The following is a 17,973-nucleotide window of genomic DNA, read 5'->3' as shown; positions in this document are numbered from 1 at the left end:
AGGAAAGCGCGACCATAGCGTGACGAACGGCACGGGCAATGGGTGTGTTGACACCCTCGTCCGATCCCGCGACATGGTCGGCATAATGACCGTCGCATCCTCCGCCCCGATCCTGTTTTTCGATTCCGGCGTGGGAGGGCTGTCCATCCTCGCCCCTGCCCGCGCGCTGATACCAACCGCGCCGGTCATTTACGCCGCCGACAGCGCAGGCTTTCCCTATGGGACCAAAAGCGAGGCGGAGATTGCTGCGCGGGTGCCGGCGTTGCTGGGTCGGTTGGTGGAACGCTATCGGCCACGCTTGGCCGTCATCGCCTGCAACACCGCGTCCACCATCGCGCTCCAGCATGTGCGCGCCGCGCTCGACATTCCGGTCGTCGGCACTGTCCCGGCGATAAAGCCCGCTGCCCTCGCATCCAAAAACCGCGTGTTCGGCGTGCTCGGCACCGCGGCCACCGTGCGCCAGCCCTATGTCGATCGGCTCGCCGCCGAACATGGCGCGGACTGCATCATGCTGCGCCATGGCAGCGCGACGCTGGTCGAACTGGCCGAGGCGAAGTTGCGCGGCGAACCGCTCGATCCCGCCATTGCCCGCACCGCGCTGGCGGGGCTGACCGAGCAGCCCGGCGGCGATCGGATGGATGTGGTGGCGCTCGCCTGCACCCATTTTCCGCTGGTCGAGGCCGAACTGGCCGCCGCCGCGCCCCGTCCGCTCACCTTCGTCCACGGCGGCGACGGCATCGCCCGGCGCATCGCTTTTCTGACGCAGGGCCAGCTCTGGCCCGACACGCCGCCGCCGGGCACAGCGGTATTCACGCGCGTCGATGACAAGGTCCGCGCCCTCGTCCCGGCGCTCGCCCGCTACGGTCTTTCCCGCCTAGAACAGCTATAATATAGGGGCTTGGACAAAAGGTCCGATATCACTGATCGGTATTTCCCCCTATGTCTGCGAGCGGTTAGCGCTGGTAATGCGCGCCATCTACCGGTAAACGCCGCACCCAGAGGATGCGGGCCATCAAGGGATAGGGCGAGCGTGAACTACAAGCATATCTTTGCGCAGGCGATCGACCGTCTTCATGAAGAAGGCCGGTATCGGGTGTTCATCGACATCCTCCGCAATCGCGGTTCCTACCCCAATGCGCGCTGCTTCCACGGCCATAACGGCCCCAAGCCGATCGCCGTCTGGTGCTCCAACGACTATCTCGCCATGGGTCAGCATCCCAAGGTGATCGCTGCGATGGAAGAGGCGCTGCATGATGTCGGCGCCGGGTCGGGCGGCACCCGCAATATCGGCGGCAACACCCATTATCATGTCGATCTGGAAGGCGAACTGGCCGACCTGCATGGCAAGGAAGCCGCCCTGCTGTTCACGTCGGGCTATGTCTCGAACGAAGCGACGCTGGCGACGCTGGCGCGTCTGCTGCCCGGCTGCATCATCTTTTCCGATGAACTCAACCATGCCAGCATGATCGCGGGCATCCGCAATTCGGGCTGCGAAAAGCGCGTCTTCCGCCACAATGATGTCGAGCATCTGCGCGAATTACTGGCTGCCGAAGACCCCGAAGCGCCCAAGCTCATCGCCTTCGAAAGCGTCTATTCGATGGATGGCGACGTCGCGCCGATCGCGGAAATCTGCGACCTGGCCGACGAGTTCAACGCGCTCACCTACCTCGACGAAGTCCATGCCGTGGGCATGTATGGCACGCGCGGCGGCGGCATTTCGGAACGCGATGACGTCGCGGATCGGCTGACCATCATCGAAGGCACGCTTGGCAAGGCGTTCGGCGTCATGGGCGGCTATATTGCGGCCGACCAGATGATCGTCGATGTGATCCGCAGCTATGCACCCGGCTTCATCTTCACCACCTCGCTGTCGCCCGTGCTGGTCGCCGGCGTGCTGGCGAGCGTGCGCCACCTCAAGGCATCGAGCGAAGAGCGCGAGGGCCAGCAGGCCGCTGCCGCGATGCTCAAGACGATGATGGCGGACGCTGGCCTGCCGGTCATGCCGTCGGTGACGCATATCGTTCCGCTGATGGTCGGCGATCCGGTCAAGGCCAAGCGGATCAGCGATATCCTGCTCGCCGAATATGGCGCCTATGTGCAGCCCATCAACTATCCCACCGTCCCGCGCGGCACCGAACGGCTGCGTTTCACGCCCGGCCCGGCGCACACCGAAGCGATGATGCGCGACCTGGTGAACGCGCTGGTCGAGATTTGGGATCGGCTGGATTTGGAGAAGGCGGCGCGGCGCGCGGCTTGAATTCTCGCCGCAAGACCACTTCATCCGTTCGCCCTGAGCTTGTCGAAGGGCCTTATTTCTATCCGTGAAGAAAAAGGCTTCGACAGGCTCAGCCCGAACGGGCGAGGGTTCAGTGCGACATGGGTAGTTCTCCCTGCAGGGAGAGGTCGTATTAACCCAACGCCACGCCACCCCGCAGCGCATAGCCGCGATAAAGCGGCCGAACGCTGGCTTCACCGCCAACGTCCCCAGCCACTTTCTCGATTGCCGCTCCCAGCACATGGCGCGGCGTCACATGGAACCGCGCCAGCCACCCGAACAGCACCCGCCGCCACACGCCCGGCCAGCCTTCCTGCTGCCCGAAATCGACGACTTCCAACCGACCGCCCGGCGCAACGCAGCGCGCGGCTTGCGTCAGCGCCGCCTCCCATTGCGGGATCATCGATAGCGCATAGCTGATGAACACCCGGTCGAACGTGGCTTGACCGAACAGCGCCATCGGATCGAAATCGACGGCATCGCCCTGTGCCAAGCGGACGCAGCGCGCCATGCCGACTCGTTCGACCGACAATTGCGCGGTGTCGAGCATCGCCTGCGAAATATCGACGCCGTACAGCCGCGCATGGGGCCAGGCCTTGCCCACCGCGATCAAATTGCGCCCCGTGCCGCAGCCAATCTCCAGCACGCTGCCACCCGATGGCGGCGCGAGGTCGGCGATCAGGCCGTCCCGACCCAGCAGATAATATTTGCGGGTGATGTCATAGATGTGGCGCTGCCAGCGATAGGTCCCGTCCATTAGCCGCCCATGGTCGCTCACAGCGCGTCCTTCAGCACATAAAGATGCACGCCGCCATAAATGGCCGACCGGTCGCGCGCAGTATAGTCGAGCGACGCTTCGGCGCGATACACCCAGAGGTCTAGCACCGCATCGACAACCCGGCCCGGCAAGATGCTGGGTTCGCCAGCGGTGCGGAACAGCACCCGTGCGCCAGGCTTGGCCGTCCGCGTGATCTGCGCCCAGAGCGCGTTCAACTGCTCGTCATCCATCCAGTCCTGCGCATCGAGCAGGATGTAGCGATCCGCCGACGCATCGGGCTGTTCGCGCAGGAAATCGGTGAAATTAGCATGGCGCACATCGACGCGGTCCGCCCGTGCCCGGACGGCGTCATGATTGGCAGCCTGCAAATAGGGCGGTAATGGGCCCTCCCCGCCGTCATAGCCGCGGCCGAACGCCTGCACCGCGAAATAATTATCCTTCAGGTCAAAGTCGCAGGCCAGTTTCTCCAACCGGGCCTTCAACACCACGTCCATGCGTGCGTCACCGGCCAGCGCTTCAAACTGCGCGGGCGGGATACCCAGGCCGAAGAGCGAGGCGGGCTGGCTGGTGAGCCAGCGGACAAAAGCGCGGTCGAAGATCGGCGCGACCTCCCGCTCGAAAATCTCGCGCTGTTCGGCGCGCGACGTTGCCGCCAGCATTCGCCGCAGGTCCACCCCATGCACCCGCGCCAGCAAATGCGCCGCGCCGATGAAGCGGCCCAGCAGGCCATGTTTGTAGATGCCGCGCGCAAACCCGCCGATCCGCCGCCGCCCGATCAGGTCGCGCCCTTCCCAATAGCGGCGCGTCGCTTCATCCAGGTGCGGCGCGACGATGTCGCGATAGGCCGCAATATTCTCCTTGCTGTCCGCCTGCGCGAAGAACCGGTGGAAGGCGGCATGGTCGGGCAAGGTCCGAGCGGCCATCAGCTTCAATTTGTTGAGCGCGATATGCGCGGTGTTGAGATCGACGGCGGTGATCTTCGCCGGATCAGCGGTCAGGTAGGACAGCACGTTGCAGCCCCCCGACGCGATCGTCACGACATGGCAATCGGGCGTGATCGCCAGCGCTTCCATGTCAACGGCGGGATCTTCCCATATCTGCGCATAGACGAGGCCGCGGAAGGCAAAGGTGAAGGCCCGTTCCAGCAGCCCCTGTTTGGACAGATGCCGGTGGCGATGCACCGCGCGCGTGACGTTCTGATGTGCCGGTGCCGCCATGTCGTTAAGCCTCCTCGCAGTCGGGTCGTGGGCGGCGCATAGGGCAGATGCGTGTCGTGGCCGTGACGATGGCGTTACGTCCTTGTGACCAGCTTGCGGAACCGCAGGCGCGCTCACATCTTCTGGAGGGAATGGCTCACTGGATCGAACCCCACCCCACCGGCATCTATGTCCGCCCCGCCGATGCCTGGATCGACCCGTCGATGCCGCGCGAACGCGCGCTGGTGACCCATGGCCATGCCGATCATGCGCGCGGCGGCCATGGCCATGTCTGGGCCACGCGCGAAACGCTGGCGATCATGGGGCTGCGCTATGGCACCGCGTCGGGCACGGCGGTAGGCTATGGCGAGGAAATCCGGCTGGGCGGCGTCACCATCCGCTATGTGCCTGCGGGTCATGTGCTGGGATCGGCGCAGATCGTGCTGACCCATGCGGGCGAGCGCGTCGTCGTGACCGGCGATTACAAGCGCCGTCCCGACCCCACTTGTCCCCCGTTCGAGCCGGTGCCCTGCGACATTTTCGTCACCGAAGCGACCTTCGGTCTGCCCGTCTTCCGCCATCCCGATACCGGCAGCGAGATCGACCGGCTGCTCGCCGCGCTCCACGCCAACCCTGACCGGAGCGTTTTGGTCGGGGCCTATGCGCTAGGCAAGGCGCAGCGGGTCATCTGCGAACTGCGCGCGCGCGGGCATAGCGACCCCATCTACCTCCATGGCGCGATGGAACGCATGTGTGCGCTCTATGCCGAACTCGGCGTCGAGATGGGCGACCTGCGCCCTGCCACCGGCGTCGCGGCCAAGGATATGCGCGGCGCGATCGTCGTCGCGCCACCCTCCGCGCTCAACGACCGCTGGAGCCGCCGCCTGCCCGACCCGATCACGGCCATGGCGTCAGGCTGGATGCGCGTGCGTCAGCGGGCGCGGCAGAAGAATGTCGAACTGCCGCTGATCCTGTCCGACCATGCCGACTGGGATGAGTTGACCGACACGATTCGCGAGGTCGCCCCCACCGAAACCTGGATCACCCATGGCCGCGAGGAAGCGCTGCTCCACTGGTGCATGACCCACCAGATCCGCGCCCGCGCGCTGGCGCTGGTCGGACGCGATGACGAGGAGGAGGAAGGGTGAACATGAATAGCGCCACCTTTCATCCGTTCGGGCTGAGCCTGTCGAAGCCCTTCTCTTTTCCTCAGAAGAAGAAAAGCCCTTCGACAGGCTCAGGGCGAACGGCAATCAAAGTCACATCATGAGATCCTTCTCCCAACTGCTCGACGCGCTCGTCTACACCCGCTCGCGCAATGGCAAGCTGGCGCTGATCGCCGCTTATCTCAGCGCCGCGCCGGACCCGGATCGCGGCTGGGCGCTCGCTGCCCTCACCGGCAATCTCGACCTCAAGGCGGTCAAATCCTCCGCCATTGGCGAGATGATCCGCGCCCGCGTCGATCCCGTCCTCTATGAAATGAGCCGCGACTATGTCGGCGATCTGGCCGAAACCGTCGCCTTGCTCTGGCCCCCGCCACCCAATGAACCGCCCGACCTGGACGATGGCACGCTGACACTCGCTACCGTGGTCGATCGCCTTCACGCCACCAGCCGCGCCGCCGCGCCCGACGTTTTGGCGCAGATGATGAACCATCTCGATGCGTCCGGCCGCTTCGCCCTGCTCAAACTCGCGACCGGGGGCTTGCGCGTCGGCATTTCCGCCCGCCTCGCCAAGACGGGTTTCGCACAGGCGTTCGGACTAGACGTCGATGATGTCGAACAGGTCTGGCATTCCCTGACCCCGCCCTATGCCGCATTGTTCGACTGGGCGGAGGGCCGCACCGAACGCCCCGACCCGTCGGGTACGCCCTTCTTCCGCCCTTTCATGCTCGCCCACCCGCTCGAAGCCGACAGCGTTGACCTCAGCGACTATGTCGCCGAATGGAAATGGGACGGCATCCGCATCCAGATCGTCGGCACGGGCAACGACACCCGCCTCTACAGCCGTGCGGGCGACGATATTTCCGCCAGCTTCCCCGAAATCGCCGCCGCCTTCACCGGCCATGCCGTGCTGGACGGCGAATTGCTGGTGCGCGGCGAGTTTCAGGGCGGCGAAGCGGCCAGTTTCAACGCCCTGCAACAACGGCTTGGCCGCAAGGTCGTCAGTGCCAAGATGCAGGCCGATTACCCCGCTTTCGTCCGCCTCTACGACCTGCTGCTCGAAGGCGACGAGGATTTACGCGCCCTGCCCTGGACCGACCGCCGCGCCCGGCTCGAAGCCTATATGCCGCAGCTCGACGCCACCCGCTTCGATCTGTCCGCCATCATCGACGCCGCCGATTTCGACGCGCTCGCCGACATCCGCGCCGGTGCCCGCGACGCCGCGATCGAAGGGGTGATGCTCAAGCGCCGCGATAGCCCCTATGTCGCCGGGCGCAAGGCCGCGCTCTGGTATAAATGGAAGCGCGATCCGCTGACCGCCGATTGCGTGATGATGTACGCCCAGCGCGGACACGGCAAACGCTCGTCCTTTTATTCCGACTATACGTTCGGCTGCTGGACGGCGGACGGCGAACTGCATCCGGTCGGCAAGGCCTATAGCGGCTTTACCGACGAGGAACTCAAGATGCTCGACTGCTTCGTTCGCCAGAATACGGTGGCGCGCTTCGGCCCGGTGCGGGAAGTCGAAAAGTCGCTGGTGCTGGAAGTCGCGTTCGACAGCATCCACGACAGCAAGCGGCACAAATCGGGCCTTGCCATGCGCTTTCCCCGCATCGCCCGGATCCGGCGCGACAAGCCTGCGGCAGAGGCGGATACGGTGGAGGAGTTGAAGAAGCTGGTGCGCTGAGCCTGCTTCACCAACACAAACGGGCCAGCAACGGGACTGTCCCGCCGCTGGCCCGCCGTCATTCATGTCACCCGACAGGGATCAGGGCATCAAGACCGTGTCGATGACATGAATGACGCCGTTGGACTGGTTGACGTCGGCGATGGTCACCTTGGACGTGCCGCCCTTGGCATCCTGCAGATACACGGCATCGCCATCCTTCCATGCGGTAAGTGGCTGGCCTTCCACCGTGGTCAGCGTTGCCTTGCCACCGGCGGCCTGTGCGGCGGCGATGATGTCGGCAGCGTTCATCTTGCCCGCGACAACATGGTAGGTCAGGATCTTCGTCAGCGTCGCCTTATTTTCCGGCTTCACCAGCGTATCGACCGTACCGGCGGGCAGCTTGGCAAAGGCGGCGTTGGTCGGCGTGAACACGGTGAACGGCCCGGCGCTCTTGAGCGTATCGACAAGGCCAGCGGCCTTGACGGCGGCGACCAGCGTCGTGTGATCCTTCGAATTGACGGCGTTATCGACGATATCCTTGGTCGGATACATGGCCGCGCCGCCGACCATCGGGTTCTTTCCCATATGGTGATTGGCCAGGGCCGCGCCACTGACGGACAACAGGGTCGCGGCCAGCGCCAGCGAGACGTTCGAGAATTTCATGGGCTTACTTCCTCTTCCACGCATCGGCTTGATAGGGATGCGATGCCCTTACGCTTGCGGACTGGATAAGGTTGCGCCACTGCCCCTTAAGGCATGTGCTGTGCGCTCTGCCCAAGCATCTGACTTTGCGCTGTCACGCCAAGCCCCTATATGACCCTTTTAGCGCGCATGCCGCGTACAGGATATGGAGACGAGATTGAGCAAGGTTCTGGTCATCGGCGCAGGCGGCGTCGGGTCTGTCGCAGTTCACAAGATGGCGATGAACCCCGATATTTTCTCGCACATCACGCTGGCCAGCCGCCGCATCGTGAGTTGCGAGAAGGTCGCCGAATCGGTTCTGGCCCGCACCGGCGTCACCATCGACGTGGCGCAGGTCGATGCCGATGATGTCGCGGCCACCATCGCGCTCATTGAGAAGGTGCAGCCCAAGCTGGTCGTCAACCTGGCCCTGCCCTATCAGGACCTAAACATCATGGACGCATGCCTCGCGACCAAGACCGACTATCTCGACACAGCCAATTACGAACCGCGCGACACGCCCAAGTTCGAATATGGCTGGCAGTGGGCCTATCAGGATCGCTTTAAGGAAGCAGGCATCATGGCGTTGCTGGGTTCGGGATTCGACCCCGGCGTGACCAGCGTCTTCGCCAGCTACATCAAGAAGCATCTGCTCGATACGATCGACACGCTCGACATTCTCGATTGCAATGGCGGCGACCATGGCCAGCATTTCGCGACCAACTTCAACCCGGAAATCAACATCCGCGAAGTGACCGCGCCATCGCGTCACTGGGAAGCGGGCGAATGGGTCGAAGGCCCGGCGCTCAGCCACAAGCAGACGTTCGACTTCGATCAGGTCGGCGAGAAGAATATGTACCTCATGTATCATGAGGAATTGGAAAGCCTCGCCAAATTCTATCCCGAAATCAAACGCATCCGCTTTTGGATGACCTTTGGCGACGCCTATTTGAAGCATCTCGAAGTGCTGCAGAATGTCGGCATGACCCGCATCGACCCGGTCATGTATGAGGGCAAGGAGATCATCCCGCTCCAGTTCCTCAAGGCCGTGCTGCCCGAACCGTCCAGCCTTGGCTCGACCACCAAGGGCAAGACCAATATCGGCGACATCGCGACCGGCGTGAAGGATGGCGAGGCCAAGACCGTCTATCTCTATCAGGTGTGCGATCATGAGGACGCCTATGCCGAAACCGGCAACCAGGCAGTCAGCTACACCACCGGCGTTCCCGCGATGATCGGTGCCGCCATGATGCTGACGGGCGCGTGGAAAGGCGAAGGCGTGTTCAATATCGAACAGTTCGATCCCGATCCCTTCATGGACATGCTCAACAAGCATGGACTGCCCTGGCAGGTGAAGGAACTGGACGCACCGCTGAATTTCTAACGCGCGGGCATCCCAGCCTGACTCCGTCATCCCCGCGCAGGCGGGGATCCATCTCCTGCCCAAGCCCTAGATGTGACGTCGGGAAATAGATTCCCGCCTTCGCGGGAATGACGAGGTTCTACTATGGAAACCAAAGCCGGCGATCCCGCCGCCTTCGCGCATTTCGATCTGTATCGCGTCCCCTCGCCCGCCTTCGTGGTGGATGAGGCCGCGATCCGGCGCAATCTGGCGATCCTCGCCGATGTCCGCGACCGCGCGGGCATCAAAGTGCTGGGCGCGCTCAAGGCCTTTTCCATGTGGTCGCTGGGCAGCGTCGTGGGCGAATATCTCGACGGCGTCTGCGCGTCGGGCCTGTACGAAGCGCGCCTTGGCCGCGAGGAATATAGCGGCGAAGTCGCCACCTATTGCGCCGCCTACAAGCCCGACGACCTGGCCGAAATCCTCAAGATTTCCGACCATGTCATCTTCAACAGCCCCGGCCAGATCGCCCGTTTCAAGCCTCAGATCGACGCTGCCCGCGCCGCCGGGCATGATTTCGACATCGGCCTGCGCATCAACCCGCAAAACCCGGAGGGCGAGGTCGCCAAATATGACCCGTCGCAGCCGCACAGCCGCCTTGGCTTTCCCGTCAGCCAGTTGACGCCCGATCATCTGTCGGGTGTCGACGGCATCCATTTCCATAATCTGTGCGAACAGGATTTGGCACCGCTGGAACGCACCTGGGCGGCGGTTGAACCGCATATCCTGCCGCATCTCTCGACCCTCAAATGGCTGAATTTCGGCGGCGGCCACCACATCACCCGCGCCGATTATCAGCGCGACGATCTCGTCGCCTTTCTCCAGGGCGTGAAGGCCAAGACTGGCCTCACCCTCTATCTGGAACCAGGCGAAGCGATGGCGCTCGACGCAGGCATATTGGTCGGCGAAATTCTCGACGTGATCGACAATGGCATGCCCGTCGCCATCACCGACATCTCCGCGACCTGCCACATGCCCGACGTGATCGAGGCGCCCTATCGCCCCGCGATGCTGCATGAGCCGAGCGAAGGCCCGCTAGTCCGACTCGGTGGTCCCTCCTGCCTTGCCGGGGACATTATTGGCGACTATCATGTGCCTGGTGGCGCGGAACCGGGTGCGCGTATCGCCTTCCTTGACCAGGCCCATTATTCGATGGTCAAGACCAATAGCTTCAACGGCGTGCCCCTGCCCGCCATCTGGCTGTGGAACTCGTCCACTGACGATCTCCGGCAAATCCGGGCCTTTTCCTATCAGGACTTCAAGGCCCGTCTCTCCTGACGCACGCTTCGTGCGACCTTGCGCAACAAAATTTTCATATGCGCTTTACAGGGGGGACCCCTCCGCATATAGCGGCCGTCCGCTGCCCCATGGGACTTCCACCGCAAGGCAGCTTCTTTCACCTTGACTACACTGGAGGTCCCTTGAATTGCACAAGCATCCTAGCGCGCTGGGGGTAGCAACCGCCCTCACACCGGCAGCACCGGTAACGCTTATTCGTCCCCAAGCTGCGGCTCGGGCAGCCCGATTCTTCGTCGAGAAGTTTCCGGGGCGCTCGCTCTATGCGGTGAAGGCGAACCCCTCGCCCGATTTGCTTCGGACATTGTGGGACAGCGGTATCTCGCACTATGACGTTGCTTCCATCGCGGAAGTGCGCCTCGTCGCCGAAACGCTGCCGGACGCGAAGCTTTGCTTCATGCATCCGGTCAAGGCTGAAGAAGCCATTGCCGAAGCCTATGCCGTCCATGGCGTGCGCACCTTCTCGCTCGACACGATCGACGAGCTGGAAAAGATCATGCGCGCCACCAATGACGCGACCGATCTTGAACTGTGCGTCCGCCTGCGCGTATCGTCCGAGCATAGCGAACTGTCCCTCGCGTCGAAATTCGGCGCGGAACTGGGCGAGACCCGCGATCTGCTGATGGCCACCCGCCAGGCTGCCGATGCCCTGGGCATCTGCTTCCATGTCGGCAGCCAGGCGATGAGCCCGCAGGCCTATAGCGACGCCATCGAACGCGTCCGTGCGGCGATCGTCGATGCGGCGGTCACGGTCGACATCATCGATGTCGGCGGCGGCTTTCCGTCCATCTATCCCGGCATGGAGCCGGTCGCGCTCGAAAATTATTTCGATGCGATCCACCGTGGCTTTGAAAGCCTGCCGGTCAGCTATTCGTCCGAATTGTGGTGCGAACCCGGCCGGGCCTTGTCCGCCGAGTATAGCTCCATCATCGTCCGGGTAGAGCGCCGTCGCGGCACCGAACTCTACATCAACGACGGTGCCTATGGTGCCTTGTTCGATGCGGCGCATATCGGCTGGCGCTTCCCCGTCGCGCTGCTGCGCGAAGAGGATAGCATGGCGGAGCAGACCGGCTTCTCCTTCTACGGCCCGACCTGCGACGATATGGACCATATGGTCGGTCCGTTCATGCTGCCCGCCGATGTCGGCGTCGGCGACTATATCGAGATCGGCATGCTGGGCGCCTATGGCGCAGCGATGCGGACCGGCTTCAACGGCTTCACGTCGGAAGCGACGATCGAAGTGGAGGATGCGCCGATGGCCAGCCTCTATGCCGAAGCCGTACCCGCCCGCCGTCGCGCAACCGTCATCAAGCTGGGCTAAACCGACCCCGGTTTCCCTGTTGGAGAGGATGCCAGTCCCTCGCCGCTTCCCCCTGCGGCGAGGGATTTTTTATCGGCGGAAGATGCCGACCATCTCGACATGGGTGGACCAGCGGAATTGCCCGACCGGGCGCACGCTCTCCAGGCGATAGCCGCCCGCGACCAGATGCACCGCGTCGCGCGCGAAGCTTGCCGGATTGCAGGAGACATAGGCGATCACCGGCACGGTCGAGGCCGCCAGTTGCATCACCTGCTCGCGCGCACCCGCGCGCGGCGGGTCCAGCACGACGGCGGCAAAACGGTTGAGTTCCTCCGGCGTCAGCGGACGTCGGAACAGGTCGCGATGATCCGCCACCATCCGCCGCTGCGCCCGCTGGCCCGCCAGCTTGAGCGCCAGCACCACATCGCGCGCGCCCTCCGCCGCATAGACCGGCCGCGCCGCGCCCAGCGCCAGCGCAAAGGTGCCGAGGCCACTGAACAAGTCGGCGATCGCCCCCGTCTCCGGCATCGCATCGCGCACCGCCGCGACCAGCGCCGCTTCGCCATCGGGCGTCGCCTGCAGGAAGGAGAAAGTCGGAAAGCCGACCGCCACGCCACCGAACGTCACCGTGGCCGCTTCAGGCTCCCAGCGTGTTTGCGGCCCGTCGCCTTCGTCGATCGTCAGACGGGCAAGCTCATGCGTCCGCGCGAAATCGCCAAGCCCTTCATCCGCCGCCAGCCCCTCTACCCGCACGCCTTCGAGCAGCAGATCGACACCTTGGTCTATCAACGACATGCGGACATGCGCGGCCCGCTTGTCCGGCAGGATCAGCGCCAGCAAGTCCCGCAACGGTGCCAGCAAAGCGAACAGGCGCGGGTCGAGAACCGTACACATGGTGAGGTCGATGAGCGTGTGGCTGCCCGCCTCGGCAAAGCCGATGGTGATCTTGCGCCCCGATCGCGCCGCGCGCAGCGATGCGCGCCGTCGCGTCATCGGCGGCGACAGATGGGCGGGCAGCACCGTCTGCGCCGCCACCCCTTGTCCGGCGAGCGCCCCGACTACCCGCCCAGTCACGAAATCGGACAGACTGGTGTCATCGAGATGCTGCAACTCGCAACCGCCACAGGCCGGAAAATGGACGCAGGGCGGCGCGACATGATGGGGTCCGCGTTCGATGGTGCCATCGGGCAGAAGCCGGTCGCCCGGTGCGGTCAGCGCCGCGTGGCGGTCATCGGCGGTGATGCCATCGCCCCTGGCGGCGATACGGATGATGATGTCTGGGTCGCTGTCTGTCACAATCGCGCGGCGATAGCCGCTGGCAGCGCATCAGGCAAATCATCGGCAACAAACGCCGCACCCGACCGCCGCGCAGCATCGCCATGCAGCCACACCGCCTCGCTTGCGGCACGAAACGGATCGCCCGTCACCGCCAGCCGCCCGGCGACTAGCCCGGCCAACACATCGCCGGTCCCCGCCGTCGACAGCCAGCTCGAAGCCCCCGCCGCCACCGCCACCCGTCCGTCCGGCGCGGCGATCACGCTGTCCGCGCCCTTGTAGATCACCACCGCGCCGCATTGCGCTGCCGCTGCCCGCGCGCGATCGATCTTGCTGCCGGGCAGATCGCCGAACAGCCGTCGAAACTCGCCTTCATGCGGCGTCAGGACTGAGCCGTGCGGAATGGCATCGACCGCCAACAGCGTCAGCGCATCGGCATCCAGCACCAGCCGATGGCTGGCCCCCACCGCTGCCGCCAGCCGGTCGCGCGCACCTGCATCGCGTCCCAACCCCGGCCCGACCAGCACGACGGCGATTCGGTCATCGTTCAGTGCCTTCGCTACGTCCGCCGCCGTCTGCGCCTGTTGATGAATGATGGCATCCGGCCCGGCCATCGCCCCATCCATGGCGAACAGTCGAATCATGCCAGCACCCGACATCGCCGCCGATCGCGCCGCCAGCCGCGCCGCGCCGGGCATGGATCCACCGACCACCGCCACCAGGCCGCGTGTATATTTATGCGTATCCGCCCCCGGAGCCATGAGCCGGGGCGGCCCCAGCCGGTGAACCTGATCCGGCGCAGAAATGCCAATCGGCGCAGTGATCAGCCGCTCGAAACAGCCCGCCGCCGGATAGAGAAGATGCGCGGGCTTGAGCGCACCTAACGCGATGCAAAGCCCAAAGCGCGGCACGGCGGAAAGAAGCGCACCGCTATCCGTCTCCACCCCGCTCGGCAGGTCGATGGCATAGCTATGGCTCGCCGCGTTGGTCAGTTCAGCCAATCGCGCGACAGCCGCCCCGTCCATTCCGCGCGACAGGCCGGTGCCGAACAGCGCATCCACCAGCTGGCTCGCAGGTGCGGCCATCGCCAACTCCTCGACCGGCCCGCCCCATTCGGCGCGGGCGCGCTGGCTCGACGGCGTGCGGCTCTCGCCCAGCGCCGCCACCCGCACCGCCACGCCCCGTTCGCGCAGCAACCGCGCAATCACATAGCCATCGCCGCCATTATTGCCCGGCCCGCACAAGACCAGCGTGTCGCGCAGTCCACCTGCCCGCCAGATGATCGCGGCAGCCGCCGCGCCTGCGCGCTCCATCAGCGCATAGTCCGGGACACCCGACGCAAACACCGCCTGCTCCGCCGCCCGCATCTGCGCAGCGGTCAGGATCGGCGTGCCCGTCATCGGGGCGCGGCCCCCGCCACTTGAACCGGCATGCGGTAGCGGTCACCGCCGATGCGGATTTCGATCTGATCCTTGTCGATCAACTGGAGCTTGGCTTCCTCGGCGCCGTCAGCGGCCTCAAGCCCCCGGCCATCGTCCAGCACCGTGAAGCGGCGAAACCCGCCATCGGGATGCCGGATCGTCAGCTTACTGCCCGCCCGCTCCACCGCACAATCCCGCGCCCAGGCCGCATCAGGCCCGATCGCACATTCCGCCATGCCGTCATCAACGCGCGCGTCCGGCCCATTTCCCAACACCGAGGGGTCGGCCCCGCACGCCGAAAGGCTCAGCAACAGCCCCCAATAGCCGTGACGCCTCATGTCAGCGCACTCCGGCAAGCCAGCACCACCGGTCCCAGCAGATCGGCAAAGCGTCGCTGCCCCGCCGGGTCCGCGACCAAATCCTGCCGCATCTCGATACCCAGATACGGGATGCCATTGGCTTCGGCATGGCGGTTCATCGTCGCATTGAGCAGCTTGCCCGAATAGGGCTGCTGGTCGCCGACGATCAGCCCTGCCGCCTCCAGCAAGGGAATGGCGATTCGCGCTGCGCGATCATCCTCGCCATAGAGGATGCCGATCTCCCACGGCCGCTGCTCCGGGTCGCTCGCCAGCCGGGGGGTGAAACTGTGGACGGACAGGATGAAGGGCGAGGCCATCATGGCCAGTCGCTGCCCGATCGCATGATGATAGGGATGATAAAAGCGCCGCATCCGGTCGGACAGGTCAGCAGCGCGGTTGCCTGATATCACATGGCCATCGCTCATCACCGGCAACAGGCCGGGCGCATCCTCTTCGCGGTTGAGGTCGATCACCAGCCGCGACACGCCGCCCAATATTGCCGTGCCACCCAATTGCGCAGCGAGCAGCCGACTGACCGCCGCCACGCCAATGTCGATCGCAATATGGTTGGCACGCAGCACCGGGTCGATGCCAAGATCGATATCCTTCGGCACATGCGCCGACGCATGATCGGTAACGATCAGCAGGTCCAGCCCACCCGCTTCGACCAGGGTAAAGGCCTCGCTCATGCCACGCCGATCCGTGTTTCCATCACCCACCAATCGGGATGGGCGATGCGCACCGCCATTGCTGCGTCGGCCAAAGCGGCGTCATCCGCGAACAAGGCAAAGCAGGTCGCGCCCGATCCCGACATACGGGCAAGGACCAGCCCCGGTTGCGCGTTGAGACAATCTAGCACCTCCGCAATCACCGGAGCCACCGCAATCGCCGGTGATTCCAGATCATTGCGGCCCGAACCTGTCAGCGCATCCAAGCTCCCGGCATCAAGCGGCCCACGATCCTGCCTGTCCCACCCGGCAAAGACCTGCCCCGTTGGCACGGCAACGCCCGGATTGACCAGCAGCATCGCCATGCCCGCCAGCCCCTCGACCGCATGCCGAGCAAGTCCCTCGCCCCGCCCCGTGACCAGTTGCGTCACGCTGGCGATGCAAGCCGGCACGTCCGATCCCAGATCGAGCGCCAGCGCCGCCAGTTCCCGCTCCTCGATGCGGACATCCCACAGCCACACCAGCAGTCGCAAGGTCGCGGCGGCATCGGCCGATCCGCCACCAATTCCGGACGCCACCGGCAAGATCTTGGTCAACCGGATCGCCGCACCCCGCTGTTCACCGAGATAGGATTGCAACGCCCGCGCCGCCTTCACCACCAGATTGCCCGGCCCCGCATCCAGCGCGCCGCCGAACGGCCCGTCGATCATCAGGTCGATCGCGCCATCATCCGTCGCCTGGCCGATCAGCCGGTCGCCATGCTCGGCAAAAACGAACAGGCTTTCCAGCGCATGATAGCCATCGTCCCGCCGCGCCCGCACATGCAGCGCGACATTGACCTTGGCATAAGCGGTTTCGACGAAGCTATCGGCCTCCAGTTCCGCGTCAGGGTGCGGCATATTCGGGCTTCAATCCTTCCTTGGTCTTGGCGGCAATCCGCGTCGCCACGTCGCCCTCCGCATGGATCGACGCCGCGGCCCAGGCATAGCGCGCTTCATAGCGTCGCCCGGCGGTCCACAGCGCGTCGCCCAGATGCTCGTTGATGGTCACGTCGGCCGGGGCGCCCGCTGCCGCCCGTTCCAGCACGGGGACGGCGGCTTTGACGTCGCCCGTGACGAACTGCGCCCATCCCAGCGAATCGGTAATGGACGGGTCTTGCGGCTTGAGCGCACTTGCCTTTTTGAGCATGTCGAGCGCCGCCGCGACATTCTGACGCCGCTCGATCTGCGCATAGCCCAGATAATTGAGGATGACCGGCTCATTGGGCGCCAGCGCCGCAGCCCGTTCCAGCACCGCGCGCGCTTCGTCCCAGCGCTTGCCCTGTTCCAGCGCACTGCCTTCGAACAGCAGCAGCGACCAGGGCGGGGCCGCATCGCCAAAACGCGCCTGCGCCGCGCGAAACGCGCCTGCTGCGCCATCGAAATCCTTCTGCTCGGCGAGCAGGCGGCCCAGCCGCACATGGCGCTCCGCCTCCGCGTCAGGCTCCACCGCCAGCGTGCGCGCGAGCGTCAGCGCCGCGTCCATCTGGCCATCGGCCGCCAGCGCGTCCACCCGCTCCGCTTGCGCCAGCGCGCCATACCAACCGGCAGGCGGCACCTTGTCCACTTGCGCGATCGCGGCTTTGGCAAAACCCGCGACCGTCAACAGCCGCGCGGCAATGATATGATTTTCCGGCGAATCAGGATCGGCAAAGGTCGCGATCCGCGCCAGCCGCAGCGCCAGCCCAACGCCCTCCCGATCCGACCCGATATCCACCGCCAACCGCGCCAGCAACCGCGCATAGCCCTGCGCCGGGGTCAGTGGCGCAGCCTTGATCCTGCGTCGCTCGATCTCGGCCCGCGCCTGTCTGAAATGCGCCTGGCCCGGTGGCAACAGCAGCAGCGCTTCCGCCTTGGCCTTGCGCCCCGCCAATTGGGTGGCGAAGGACAGGCGCAACCCGGCATCGGCGGGCCGCAATGCGATCGCGCGACGCAGCGGCGGCTTCGCGCCTTCGATGTCCCCCGCGTTCAACGCCAGCAGCGCCTGATGTTCATCGACATAACGCTGCGCTAACGCCGCGAATCGATCCTTCGCATCAATGGCGAGCGGCACGGAACCACCTTCGCCCATCGCGATCCAGCTCCGCAAAATCGGGCCGAGAAAGGCGAAATTGCCCTCCTCTTCCATCCGGTCGGCCAGCGTCGCGGCGGCAACCCAGTTGCGCTGCTCCAGCGCCTCGCCGATCCGCAACAAGGTGCCATCGCGCGGCAACAAGCCCGCCTGGTCCAGCAAAGCCGCTGATCGCAGCGCCAGCGCCTTGTCCCCGCTCTCCAGCGCCTGAACATAGGCGCGTTCGGCGATCTCGACCCGGTCGGGGTCGAGTGCCAGCGCCTCGCCATAATGGGCGACGGCGAGCGCCAGCGCGCCGTCGCTATCCGCCAACCGCGCCTGCGCGTAAGTGTGCAGCGCGCTTTGCGGATCGACCGATGCCCCGGCGGCGGCCGGGATCAT

At 65.0% G+C, this 17,973-nt stretch carries 16 protein-coding genes; 7 read left to right on the top strand and 9 right to left on the bottom strand.

The window, feature by feature from the left end; translation table 11 throughout:
- Positions 1-85 precede the first annotated feature (85 nt).
- Both murI and hemA read left to right on the top strand, forming a co-directional pair.
- Complete coding sequence (gene murI / locus ACZ2HM_RS04060) at positions 86-889, top strand: glutamate racemase (protein WP_470426789.1); 804 nt, start codon at positions 86-88, stop codon at positions 887-889.
- A gap of 141 nt (positions 890-1,030) precedes the next feature.
- Positions 1,031-2,257 (top strand): 5-aminolevulinate synthase, encoded by a 1,227-nt coding sequence (gene hemA, locus ACZ2HM_RS04055; protein WP_470426302.1) that lies wholly within the window; start codon positions 1,031-1,033, stop codon positions 2,255-2,257.
- A 151-nt stretch (positions 2,258-2,408) separates the two neighbouring features.
- On the opposite strand, the gene ACZ2HM_RS04050 is transcribed toward hemA, so the two are convergent.
- Complete coding sequence (locus ACZ2HM_RS04050) at positions 2,409-3,053, bottom strand: class I SAM-dependent methyltransferase (RefSeq protein WP_470426301.1); 645 nt, start codon at positions 3,051-3,053, stop codon at positions 2,409-2,411.
- On the bottom strand, positions 3,050-4,270 hold the full coding sequence (locus tag ACZ2HM_RS04045) for a BtaA family protein (RefSeq protein ID WP_470426300.1): 1,221 nt from the start codon (positions 4,268-4,270) through the stop codon (positions 3,050-3,052). The genes ACZ2HM_RS04050 and ACZ2HM_RS04045 overlap by 4 nt, the downstream gene beginning before the upstream one ends.
- A gap of 131 nt (positions 4,271-4,401) precedes the next feature.
- Between ACZ2HM_RS04045 and ACZ2HM_RS04040 the strand changes: the two genes are divergently transcribed.
- Positions 4,402-5,397 (top strand): ligase-associated DNA damage response exonuclease, encoded by a 996-nt coding sequence (locus ACZ2HM_RS04040; protein ID WP_470426299.1) that lies wholly within the window; start codon positions 4,402-4,404, stop codon positions 5,395-5,397.
- A gap of 118 nt (positions 5,398-5,515) precedes the next feature.
- A complete protein-coding gene (locus tag ACZ2HM_RS04035) occupies positions 5,516-7,099 on the top strand; it encodes a cisplatin damage response ATP-dependent DNA ligase (protein WP_470426298.1) in 1,584 nt (527 codons plus the stop codon).
- Between the two features lie 81 nt (positions 7,100-7,180).
- On the opposite strand, the gene ACZ2HM_RS04030 is transcribed toward ACZ2HM_RS04035, so the two are convergent.
- A complete protein-coding gene (locus tag ACZ2HM_RS04030; protein WP_470426297.1) occupies positions 7,181-7,744 on the bottom strand; it encodes a fasciclin domain-containing protein in 564 nt (187 codons plus the stop codon).
- 196 nt (positions 7,745-7,940) lie between these two features.
- Between ACZ2HM_RS04030 and ACZ2HM_RS04025 the strand changes: the two genes are divergently transcribed.
- The 3 genes from ACZ2HM_RS04025 to ACZ2HM_RS04015 all read left to right on the top strand — a co-directional run bounded on the left by ACZ2HM_RS04025 (position 7,941) and on the right by ACZ2HM_RS04015 (position 11,781).
- A complete protein-coding gene (locus ACZ2HM_RS04025) occupies positions 7,941-9,146 on the top strand; it encodes a saccharopine dehydrogenase family protein (RefSeq protein WP_470426296.1) in 1,206 nt (401 codons plus the stop codon).
- 123 nt (positions 9,147-9,269) lie between these two features.
- Positions 9,270-10,442 (top strand): carboxynorspermidine decarboxylase, encoded by a 1,173-nt coding sequence (locus tag ACZ2HM_RS04020; protein WP_069064775.1) that lies wholly within the window; start codon positions 9,270-9,272, stop codon positions 10,440-10,442.
- A gap of 148 nt (positions 10,443-10,590) precedes the next feature.
- Positions 10,591-11,781, top strand: a complete 1,191-nt coding sequence (locus tag ACZ2HM_RS04015; RefSeq protein WP_037476990.1) for a type III PLP-dependent enzyme — start codon at positions 10,591-10,593, stop codon at positions 11,779-11,781.
- 69 nt (positions 11,782-11,850) lie between these two features.
- Here ACZ2HM_RS04015 and ACZ2HM_RS04010 read toward each other — a convergent pair whose 3' ends face one another.
- The 6 genes from ACZ2HM_RS04010 to ACZ2HM_RS03985 are packed head-to-tail and all read right to left on the bottom strand — an operon-like array spanning position 11,851 to position 17,973.
- Positions 11,851-13,056, bottom strand: a complete 1,206-nt coding sequence (locus ACZ2HM_RS04010) for a class I SAM-dependent RNA methyltransferase (RefSeq protein WP_470426295.1) — start codon at positions 13,054-13,056, stop codon at positions 11,851-11,853.
- Entirely contained in the window at positions 13,053-14,435 is a 1,383-nt protein-coding gene (locus ACZ2HM_RS04005; RefSeq protein WP_470426294.1) for an NAD(P)H-hydrate dehydratase, read from the bottom strand. Before ACZ2HM_RS04005 ends, ACZ2HM_RS04010 begins: the two co-directional genes overlap by 4 nt.
- The gene (locus ACZ2HM_RS04000; protein ID WP_037476984.1) at positions 14,432-14,794 is read right to left on the bottom strand and encodes a hypothetical protein; all 363 of its coding nucleotides are present in this window, start codon (positions 14,792-14,794) and stop codon (positions 14,432-14,434) included. The genes ACZ2HM_RS04005 and ACZ2HM_RS04000 overlap by 4 nt, the downstream gene beginning before the upstream one ends.
- The gene (locus ACZ2HM_RS03995; RefSeq protein WP_470426293.1) at positions 14,791-15,504 is read right to left on the bottom strand and encodes an N-formylglutamate amidohydrolase; all 714 of its coding nucleotides are present in this window, start codon (positions 15,502-15,504) and stop codon (positions 14,791-14,793) included. Before ACZ2HM_RS03995 ends, ACZ2HM_RS04000 begins: the two co-directional genes overlap by 4 nt.
- The gene (locus ACZ2HM_RS03990) at positions 15,501-16,382 is read right to left on the bottom strand and encodes a 4-(cytidine 5'-diphospho)-2-C-methyl-D-erythritol kinase (protein WP_037476978.1); all 882 of its coding nucleotides are present in this window, start codon (positions 16,380-16,382) and stop codon (positions 15,501-15,503) included. The genes ACZ2HM_RS03995 and ACZ2HM_RS03990 overlap by 4 nt, the downstream gene beginning before the upstream one ends.
- The gene (locus ACZ2HM_RS03985; RefSeq protein ID WP_037476975.1) at positions 16,369-17,973 is read right to left on the bottom strand and encodes a tetratricopeptide repeat protein; all 1,605 of its coding nucleotides are present in this window, start codon (positions 17,971-17,973) and stop codon (positions 16,369-16,371) included. The genes ACZ2HM_RS03990 and ACZ2HM_RS03985 overlap by 14 nt, the downstream gene beginning before the upstream one ends.

The organism is Sphingobium sp. KKT206, assembly GCF_055640555.1.
This window is presented reverse-complemented; position numbering and strand designations above follow the sequence as displayed.

Excerpts from the sequence above, each read along its gene's own strand:
- ACZ2HM_RS04030 (WP_470426297.1), bottom strand. The coding sequence starts at position 7,744 with ATGAAATTCTCGAACGTCTCGCTGGCGCTGGCCGCGACCCTGTTGTCC.
- ACZ2HM_RS04035 (WP_470426298.1), top strand. The coding sequence starts at position 5,516 with ATGAGATCCTTCTCCCAACTGCTCGACGCGCTCGTCTACACCCGCTCG.
- ACZ2HM_RS03990 (WP_037476978.1), bottom strand. The coding sequence starts at position 16,382 with ATGCCGCACCCTGACGCGGAACTGGAGGCCGATAGCTTCGTCGAAACC.
- ACZ2HM_RS04040 (WP_470426299.1), top strand. The coding sequence starts at position 4,402 with ATGGCTCACTGGATCGAACCCCACCCCACCGGCATCTATGTCCGCCCC.
- ACZ2HM_RS04005 (WP_470426294.1), bottom strand. The coding sequence starts at position 14,435 with ATGACGGGCACGCCGATCCTGACCGCTGCGCAGATGCGGGCGGCGGAG.
- ACZ2HM_RS03985 (WP_037476975.1), bottom strand. The coding sequence starts at position 17,973 with ATGATCCCGGCCGCCGCCGGGGCATCGGTCGATCCGCAAAGCGCGCTG.
- ACZ2HM_RS04020 (WP_069064775.1), top strand. The coding sequence starts at position 9,270 with ATGGAAACCAAAGCCGGCGATCCCGCCGCCTTCGCGCATTTCGATCTG.
- ACZ2HM_RS04045 (WP_470426300.1), bottom strand. The coding sequence starts at position 4,270 with ATGGCGGCACCGGCACATCAGAACGTCACGCGCGCGGTGCATCGCCAC.
- ACZ2HM_RS03995 (WP_470426293.1), bottom strand. The coding sequence starts at position 15,504 with ATGAGCGAGGCCTTTACCCTGGTCGAAGCGGGTGGGCTGGACCTGCTG.
- murI (WP_470426789.1), top strand. The coding sequence starts at position 86 with ATGACCGTCGCATCCTCCGCCCCGATCCTGTTTTTCGATTCCGGCGTG.
- ACZ2HM_RS04000 (WP_037476984.1), bottom strand. The coding sequence starts at position 14,794 with ATGAGGCGTCACGGCTATTGGGGGCTGTTGCTGAGCCTTTCGGCGTGC.